Origin of the sequence: Hypericibacter sp., assembly GCF_050729195.1 — a bacterium.
Lineage (GTDB): Bacteria > Pseudomonadota > Alphaproteobacteria > Dongiales > Dongiaceae > Hypericibacter.
On the sequence record NZ_JBOHKS010000186.1, the window covers coordinates 1 to 8,214 of the forward strand.

An 8,214-nucleotide genomic window follows, 5' to 3' on the forward strand; every position below is an offset into this window, starting at 1 on the left:
GCCCAGGATGTGCTGTGGCGGCGCTCCAAGCTCGGTCTTCATATCGGAGCCGACGGCGCCAAGGCGCTCGAGGCGTGGTTCGCAACCCGGCGCGATCTCAATCGCGCGCCGGCGGCCTAGAAGGGCGGCGCGCCATGACGCTCGAGCTGCAGAAGGTCACCAAGCGGGTCGGCAACGAAACTCATCTCGCCGACATCTCGCTGGTCTTCGAGCCCGGCACGCTCAATGTGCTGCTCGGCCCCACGCTCTCGGGCAAGACCAGCCTGATGCGAATGATGGCCAGCCTGGACAAGCCGACCTCCGGCCGCGTGCTCTGGCGCGGCCAGGACGTCACCGGTGTCGATGTCCGCAAGCGCAATGTCGCGATGGTCTATCAGCAGTTCATCAACTACCCGACCTTGAGCGTCTACGAGAACATCGCCAGCCCCTTGCGCGTCGCCGGCAGGCCGCGGGCCGAGATCGAGCGCAAGGTCAAGGAAGTCGCGGCCCTGATGCGCCTCGAGGGCATGCTCGACCGCACGCCGCTCGAGCTCTCGGGCGGCCAGCAGCAGCGCACCGCGATCGCCCGCGCGCTCGCCAAGGGTGCCGAGCTGGTGCTGTTCGACGAGCCGCTCGCCAATCTCGACTACAAGCTGCGCGAAGAGCTGCGCAACGAGCTGCCGCGCGTCTTCGCCGGCTCGCAGGCGATCTTCGTCTATGCGACGGCCGAGCCCTCCGAGGCGCTGCTGCTGGGCGGCAGCACCGTAACCCTGAATCAAGGCCAGGTGACGCAGTTCGGCCCGACCATCGAGCTTTATCGCCGGCCCAACACGCTGCGCACGGCCCAGGTCTTCTCCGATCCGCCGATGAACGAGGTCCGGGTCACCAAGCGCGGCAGCGCGCTGCAATGGCCAGGCAACATCCAGCTGCCGGTGAGCGGTCCCTTCGCGGCGCTCGCGGATGGCGACTACATCATCGGCGTGCGCCCGAACCATGTGTTGCTCGACCGGCCGGCCTCCGGTGCCATGGCGGTGCGCGCCCGCGTCGCCGTCTCCGAGATCACCGGCTCGGAGAGCTTCGTCCATGTGGACTGGCCGGGCGGGCGCTGGGTGGCGCTGGTCCATGGCGTGCGCCGGCTCGAGGTCGAGAGCGACATCGAGATCTACCTCGACCCCAACCGGTTCTTCGTGTTTCGCCCCGACGGCGCGCTGGTCTCGGCGCCCGCGGTGGCTTCGTAGGAGGGAGGACAGCGGCCATGGCGCGCATCGAACTCCAGAATCTGGCCCATTCCTACCGCGCCCATCCGCGCGGGCCCCAGGACTACGCCCTCAAGACGCTCAACCACACCTGGGAGGATGGCGGCGCCTATGCGCTGCTCGGGCCCTCGGGCTGCGGCAAGACCACCTTGCTCAGCATCATCTCCGGCCTGGTCACGCCGACCGAGGGGCGCATCCTCTTCAACGGCCAGGACGTGACCGAGCTCGAAACCGAGCGGCGCAACATCGCCCAGGTGTTCCAGTTCCCGGTCATCTACGACACCATGACCGTGCAGGAAAACCTGGAGTTCCCGCTGCAGAACCGCGGCGTGCCGCAGGCGCAGATCGCGGCGCGCGTGCGCGAGGTGGCCGAGATGCTGGAGCTCGGGCCCATCCTCGGCCGCAAGGCGCGCGGCCTCACCGCCGACAGCAAGCAGAAGATCTCGCTCGGCCGCGGCCTGGTCCGCGCCGACGTCAACGCCATCCTGTTCGACGAGCCGCTGACCGTCATCGACCCGCAGCTCAAATGGCTGCTGCGCTCGCAGCTCAAGCTCATGCATAAGCGGCTCAACTTCACCATGGTCTATGTGACCCACGACCAGACCGAGGCGATGACTTTCGCCGACAAGGTCGTCGTCATGTTCGAGGGCAGCGTGGTGCAGATCGGCACGCCCGAGGAGCTGTTCGAGCGGCCGGCCCATACCTTCGTCGGCTATTTCATCGGCTCGCCCGGCATGAACGTGATCCCCTGCGAGGTCCGCGGCGACAGGGCGCTGGTCGCGGGTCATGAGATCCGCCTGAACGCGCGCTATGCGCCGCCGGCCCAGGGCGGCAAGGTCGAGCTCGGTGTGCGGCCGGAATACATCACCCTTTCCAACAACGGGCAGGGACTGCCGGTCCAGGTCCGGCGCATCGACAATATCGGTCGCTACAAGATCGCGCGGGTCGATCTCGCCGGCCATGCGCTCAATGTCATGGCGACCGAAGACTCGCGTTTCGACGGCTCGCAGGCGCGGATCACCTTCTCGCCGCGTCACACCCATATCTATCTCGACGGCCATCTGCTGGCCGGGGCGGCGGCATGAGCGACAACAAGCCCGTCAACCAGCGCGCCTGGTTCATGGTCCTGCCGGTGGTGGCGCTGGTGGCGTTCAGCGCCGTCATCCCGCTCATGACCGTGGTGAATTATTCGGTCCAGGACACCTTCGGCAACAACGAGTTCTTCTGGGCCGGCCTCGAATGGTTCCAGGAGCTGCTTGCCTCGGATCGCTTCTTCGAGGCGTTGTGGCGGCAGTTCCTGTTCTCCGGGATCATCCTCATCGTTGAGATTCCGCTGGGCATCGTCATCGCGCTCGCCATGCCGCGCAAAGGCTGGGGTGTTTCCTTCTGCCTCGTGGCGATGGCTCTGCCGCTGCTGATTCCCTGGAACGTGGTCGGGACCATCTGGCAGATCTTCGCGCGCATCGATATCGGCCTGCTCGGCCGTGCCGTCGACATGCTGGGCATCCCCTACAACTACACCCAGGAGCCGATCGCGGCCTGGATCACCGTGGTCGTCATGGATGTGTGGCACTGGACCAGCCTGGTCGTGCTGCTCTGCTATGCGGGCCTGCGCTCGATCCCCGACGCCTTCTATCAGGCGGCCCGCATCGACGGCGCCTCGCGCTGGGCGATCTTCCGTCATATCCAGCTGCCCAAGATGAACCGCGTGCTGCTGATCGCCGTGCTGCTGCGTTTCATGGACAGCTTCATGATCTATACCGAGCCCTTCGTCCTGACCGGCGGCGGCCCGGGCAATTCGACGACCTTCCTGTCGATCGATCTGGTGAAGATGGCGATCGGGCAATTCGATCTCGGGCCGGCGGCCGCGATGTCGCTCATCTACTTCCTGATCATCCTGCTGCTGTCCTGGGTGTTCTACACGGTGATGACCAACGCCGGGCAGAAGGACGCATGACCATGGGACGACGCGCTATCGAGCGAGGTGGGCGATGACCACGGCAATCCCGAAGAAGCGGCATGAGCGGCGTGGGCTCGCCTGGCTGATCCCGGCGCTCTACATCCTGTTTTTGCTGCTGCCGATCTACTGGCTCCTCAATATGAGCCTCAAGACCAACGAGGAGATCCTCTCCACCTACTCGCTCTGGCCGCGCACCTTCACCTTCGAGAACTACCTGACCATCCTCACCGACAAGTCCTGGTATTCGGGCTATATCAACTCGACCATCTATGTGGTGATGAACACCGTCATCTCGGTGACGGTGTCGCTGCCCGCGGCCTACGCCTTCTCGCGCTACCGCTTCACCGGCGACAAGCATCTCTTCTTCTGGCTCCTGACCAACCGCATGGCGCCGCCCGCGGTCTTCGCGCTGCCCTTCTTCCAGCTCTATTCGGCGATCGGCCTGTTCGACACCCATATCGCGGTGGCGCTGGCCCATTGCCTCTTCAACGTGCCGCTCGCGGTCTGGATCCTGGAAGGCTTCATGTCCGGCGTGCCGCGCGAGATCGACGAGACCGCCTATATCGACGGCTATTCCTGGCCGCGCTTCTTCGTCAAGATTTTCGTACCGAACATCGCCAGCGGCATCGGCGTCACCGCCTTTTTCTGTTTCATGTTCTCCTGGGTCGAGCTGCTCCTCGCCCGCACCCTCACCACCACCAATGCCAAGCCGATCGCGGCCGTCATGACCCGGACGGTGTCGGCTGCGGGTATCGATTGGGGCGTGCTCGCGGCGGCCGGCATCCTCACCATCGTGCCCGGCGCCATCGTGATCTGGTTCGTGCGCAACTACATCGCCAAGGGCTTTGCCCTGGGCCGGGTCTAGGGAGGGAACGCGACCATGACCCCGCTCTCATGGATGGCCTGGACCTGGCCGACCGCGGCCTTCTTCATCGTGATCTTCCTGATCCTGGTCGGGATGACGGTCTGGGAGATCCGCCGTCCCGGCGGCGCGCCGCGGATCGGCATCCTGCGTTTCGAGACGACGCGCGGCGACCGGCTGTTCGTGTCGCTCCTCGGCGCCGCCTTCATCAATCTCGCCTGGCTCGGGCTGGTCGGCCCGACACTGTGGTGGGCCCTTGGAATTTCCCTGCTTTACGCGCTCTGCGTGTTTCGCTGGGTCTGAGCGGCGCGCGCGCCCCCTCAAAAAGGGCGACACGCCGTCGATTGCTGGACGTTCCTGAGCTTCAACCTGCTTTGCAAGACATAGAGCCTGGGAGGAAAGCCATGGTGCGTAAGAGGGTGTCGGCGTCGAAAGCCGTCGGCGCCAGTGGATGGATCAAGTGCGTCAATCAACGAAGATCGGCCGGGGCCCCACCGCTGTGCCGACATCAATGCAAACGCGTTGCAATCCTGCAGCATGACGACTTTGGGAGGACAACATGAAGCGTAGACAATTTTTGGCAGGGACGGCGGCCATCGCGGCCGCGACGATCATCCGTCCGCGCCTGACATTTGCCGATCAGATGGATGCCGCCAAGAAGTGGGTGGACAACGAGTTCCAGCCCTCGACCTTGGGCAAGGACCAGCAGATGGCCCAGATGGAATGGTTCATCAAGGCGTCTCAGCCCTTCAAGGGCATGGACATCAAGGTGGTGTCCGAGACCATCACCACGCATTCCTATGAGTCGAAGACGCTGGCGCCGGCCTTCAACGAGATCACCGGCATCAACATCACGCACGACATCATCCAGGAAGGCGATGTGGTCGAGAAGCTGCAGACCCAGATGCAGACCGGCCAGAACGTCTATGACGCCTACATCAACGACTCCGATCTGATCGGCACGCATTTCCGCTACAAGCAGACGGTTCCGATCAGTGATTTCATCGTCGGCGACGGCAAGGACGTCACCGATCCGATGCTCGACATCAACGACTTCATCGGCAAGTCCTTCACCACCGCGCCGGACGGCAAGCTCTATCAGCTCCCCGACCAGCAGTTCGCGAACCTCTATTGGTTCCGCTACGACTGGTTCACCAATCCGGACATGAAGGCCAAGTTCAAGGCGGCCTATGGCTACGATCTGGGCGTGCCGGTCAACTGGTCGGCCTATGAGGACATCGCCGAGTTCTTCACCGACAAGGTGAAGACCATCGACGGCGTCCGCGTCTATGGCCATATGGATTACGGCAAGAAGGACCCGTCGCTCGGCTGGCGGTTCACCGATGCGTGGCTGTCGATGGCCGGCTCCGGCGACAAGGGCATTCCCAACGGCCTGCCCGTCGACGAATGGGGCATCCGCATGGAAGGCTGCCGTCCGGTCGGCTCCTCGGTCGCCCGCGGCGGCGATACGAACGGGCCCGCCGCGGTCTATTCGGTCACGAAATATGTCGAGTGGCTGAAGAAATACGCCCCGCCGGAAGCGGCCGGCATGACCTTCGGCGAGGCCGGTCCGGTTCCCGCCCAAGGCAACATCGCGCAGCAGATCTTCTGGTACACGGCCTTCACCGCCGACATGGTGAAGCCGGGTCTGCCGGTGATGAACAGCGACGGCACGCCGAAATGGCGCATGGCCCCGTCGCCGCACGGTGCCTATTGGCAGGAAGGCATGAAGCTGGGTTATCAGGATTGCGGTTCCTGGACCCTGCTGAAGTCGACGCCGCTCGAGCGGATGAAGCCGGCCTGGCTCTATGGTCAGTTCGTGATCTCCAAATCCGTGACCCTGAAGAAGAGCCATGTGGGCCTGACCTTCATTCGCGAAAGCGACATCTGGGACAAGTCCTTCACCGACCGCGCGCCTAAGCTCGGCGGCCTGATCGAGTTCTATCGCTCGCCGGCCCGCCTGCTCTGGACGCCGACCGGCGTGAACGTGCCCGATTATCCGAAACTGGCGCAGCTCTGGTGGCAGAACATCGGCGACGCCAGCTCCGGCGCGAAGACGCCGCAAGAGGCGATGGACGCGCTCGCGGAAGCCCAGGACAAGGTGCTCGAACGTCTCGAGAAGGCCGGCGTCCAGGGCGATTGCGGGCCGAAGCTGAACGAGAAGAAGGACGCGAAGTACTGGTTCGACCAGCCCGGCGCGCCCGTGCCGAAGCTTGCGGACGAGAAGGGTCCGGGTCAGACGATCGACTATGACGAGCTGATCAAGACCTGGGCGGCCGCGAAGCAGCAGTAATCGTTTCGCCGTCATCCATCGACCTGACGGCGCGGCGGCAATGGCCCGGGGATGAAGATCCCCGGGCCATATTGCTTATGATGTCCCCCTGTCGCAGGCTTCGCGTTCGATAGAGACCCGCGAGGGGGAAGGGCAGAGGGAAGACCATGGCCAGCCATATTCTCGCCATCGACCAGGGCACCACCTCGAGCCGGGCCATCCTGTTCGATTCGCACCAGCATGTGGTGGCCGTGGCGCAGGAGGAGTTCCAGCAGCATTTCCCGCGCTCCGGCTGGGTCGAGCATGAGCCGGAGGATATCTGGAACAGCACGCTCGCGGTTTGTCAGGCGGCGATCGCCAAGGCGGGCCTGGGGCCCCGCGATATCGCCGGTATCGGCATCACCAACCAGCGCGAGACCACGGTGGTGTGGGACCGTGCCAGCGGCCGTGCCATCCATCGCGCCATCGTCTGGCAGGACCGGCGCACCGCCGAGATCTGTGCGGGATTGCGGGACGCCGGCCATGAGCCGATGGTCTCGGCCAAGACCGGCCTCATCCTCGATCCCTATTTCTCCGGCACCAAGATCGCCTGGATCCTCGACCATGTATCGGGCGCGCGCGATCTCGCGGCCAAGGGCCGGCTCGCTTTCGGCACCGTCGATAGCTGGCTGCTCTGGCGCCTGACCGGCGGTGCCGCCCATGCGACCGACGCGACCAACGCCTCGCGCACCTTGCTCTACGACATTCATCGCGGCGACTGGGACGATGAACTCTTGAATCTCATCCGCGTGCCGCGCTCGCTGCTGCCCGAGGTCAGGGACAGTGCCGCCGATTTCGGCGCGACCCTGTCGGACTTCTTCGGCGCGCCGATCCGGATCCTCGGCATCGCCGGCGACCAGCAGGCGGCCGTGGTCGGCCAGGCCTGCTTCAAGCCCGGCATGATCAAATCGACTTATGGCACGGGCTGCTTCGCGCTGCTCAACACCGGCCGCCGCGCGGTTGTCTCGAAGAATCGTCTTCTCACGACGGTCGCCTATCAGCTCGAGGGCAAGCGGACCTACGCGCTCGAGGGCGCCATCTTCATTGCCGGTGCCGCGGTGCAATGGCTGCGCGACGGTCTCAAGATCATCGCCAATGCCGCGGAATCGGGCGTGCTGGCGGAAGCGGCCGATCTCAACCAGCAGGTCTATCTGGTGCCGGCCTTCGTGGGGCTAGGCGCGCCCTATTGGGATGCCGAGGCGCGCGGCGCGCTCTTCGGGCTCACCCGCTCGACCGGTCCGGCCGAGATCGCACGGGCCGCGCTCGAAGCCGTCTGCTTCCAGACCCACGACCTGCTCGAAGCCATGCGCGCCGACTGGCCCGAGGCGCAGTCGGCCAGCTCGGTCCTGCGCGTCGATGGCGGCATGGTCGCCTCCGACTGGACCATGCAATGTCTGGCCGACACGCTGAACGCGCCGGTGGACCGGCCGCGGATCCTCGAGACCACCGCGCTGGGCGCCGCCTATCTCGCCGGCATGCAGGCCGGGATCTATCCCGGCCTCGACGAGCTCGCCCGCAACTGGCATCTCGAGCGGCGTTTCCTCCCCGCCATGGACGAGAAGATGCGCCGCCAGAAACTCGCCGGCTGGGCGGACGCTGTGGGGCGGACGCTGACGAAACGGTGAAGGCGGCCCCTCCCCCTACCCCCTCCCGCAAGGGGAGAGGGCGTGGTTTGTATTTTCTAGCTCCTCCCCATTTCGAGAATGCGATGTGATTTCTAATTTCCAGCCCCCTCCCCTTGCGGGCTACGGCATTCACGGAAGTGATTCCGGAATGGATGTAAATATGATTCAAGGTCTTCGGTGTGATTTTGCCGAGGGTGAGAGCTTGTTGTTTGGGGATATTC

The 8,214-nt window shown here is 64.7% G+C and carries 7 protein-coding genes; all 7 read left to right on the forward strand.

The annotated features are described in order from the left end of the window. Nucleotides 1-134: 134 nt before the first annotated feature. The 7 genes from ACREE8_RS14300 (at nucleotide 135) to glpK (ending at nucleotide 7,993) form a co-directional block, all read left to right on the forward strand. The gene (locus ACREE8_RS14300; protein WP_431573683.1) at nucleotides 135-1,217 is read left to right on the forward strand and encodes an ABC transporter ATP-binding protein; all 1,083 of its coding nucleotides are present in this window, start codon (nucleotides 135-137) and stop codon (nucleotides 1,215-1,217) included. Nucleotides 1,218-1,234: 17 nt separating this feature from the next. Next, nucleotides 1,235-2,320, forward strand: coding sequence for an ABC transporter ATP-binding protein (locus tag ACREE8_RS14305; protein ID WP_431573684.1), 1,086 nt, complete (start codon nucleotides 1,235-1,237; stop codon nucleotides 2,318-2,320). Then, entirely contained in the window at nucleotides 2,317-3,192 is an 876-nt protein-coding gene (locus tag ACREE8_RS14310) for a carbohydrate ABC transporter permease (RefSeq protein WP_431573685.1), read from the forward strand. The genes ACREE8_RS14305 and ACREE8_RS14310 overlap by 4 nt, the downstream gene beginning before the upstream one ends. Before the next feature lie 34 nt (nucleotides 3,193-3,226). After that, the gene (locus tag ACREE8_RS14315; RefSeq protein ID WP_431573686.1) at nucleotides 3,227-4,060 is read left to right on the forward strand and encodes a carbohydrate ABC transporter permease; all 834 of its coding nucleotides are present in this window, start codon (nucleotides 3,227-3,229) and stop codon (nucleotides 4,058-4,060) included. A gap of 15 nt (nucleotides 4,061-4,075) precedes the next feature. After that, nucleotides 4,076-4,360: a DUF2160 domain-containing protein gene (locus ACREE8_RS14320; protein ID WP_431573687.1), complete on the forward strand. Its 285-nt coding sequence runs from the start codon at nucleotides 4,076-4,078 to the stop codon at nucleotides 4,358-4,360. Between the two features lie 256 nt (nucleotides 4,361-4,616). Beyond that, nucleotides 4,617-6,350 carry an ABC transporter substrate-binding protein gene (locus ACREE8_RS14325; protein ID WP_431573688.1) on the forward strand — a complete coding sequence of 578 codons (1,734 nt, stop codon included), beginning with the start codon at nucleotides 4,617-4,619 and terminating at the stop codon, nucleotides 6,348-6,350. A gap of 146 nt (nucleotides 6,351-6,496) precedes the next feature. Continuing rightward, nucleotides 6,497-7,993: a glycerol kinase GlpK gene (glpK, locus tag ACREE8_RS14330; RefSeq protein ID WP_431573689.1), complete on the forward strand. Its 1,497-nt coding sequence runs from the start codon at nucleotides 6,497-6,499 to the stop codon at nucleotides 7,991-7,993. The last annotated feature ends 221 nt before the right edge of the window (nucleotides 7,994-8,214 follow it).

Coding starts and splice junctions, on each gene's coding strand:
- glpK (WP_431573689.1), top strand. CDS start 6,497: ATGGCCAGCCATATTCTCGCCATCGACCAGGGCACCACCTCGAGCCGG.
- ACREE8_RS14305 (WP_431573684.1), top strand. CDS start 1,235: ATGGCGCGCATCGAACTCCAGAATCTGGCCCATTCCTACCGCGCCCAT.
- ACREE8_RS14325 (WP_431573688.1), top strand. CDS start 4,617: ATGAAGCGTAGACAATTTTTGGCAGGGACGGCGGCCATCGCGGCCGCG.
- ACREE8_RS14310 (WP_431573685.1), top strand. CDS start 2,317: ATGAGCGACAACAAGCCCGTCAACCAGCGCGCCTGGTTCATGGTCCTG.
- ACREE8_RS14300 (WP_431573683.1), top strand. CDS start 135: ATGACGCTCGAGCTGCAGAAGGTCACCAAGCGGGTCGGCAACGAAACT.
- ACREE8_RS14315 (WP_431573686.1), top strand. CDS start 3,227: ATGACCACGGCAATCCCGAAGAAGCGGCATGAGCGGCGTGGGCTCGCC.
- ACREE8_RS14320 (WP_431573687.1), top strand. CDS start 4,076: ATGACCCCGCTCTCATGGATGGCCTGGACCTGGCCGACCGCGGCCTTC.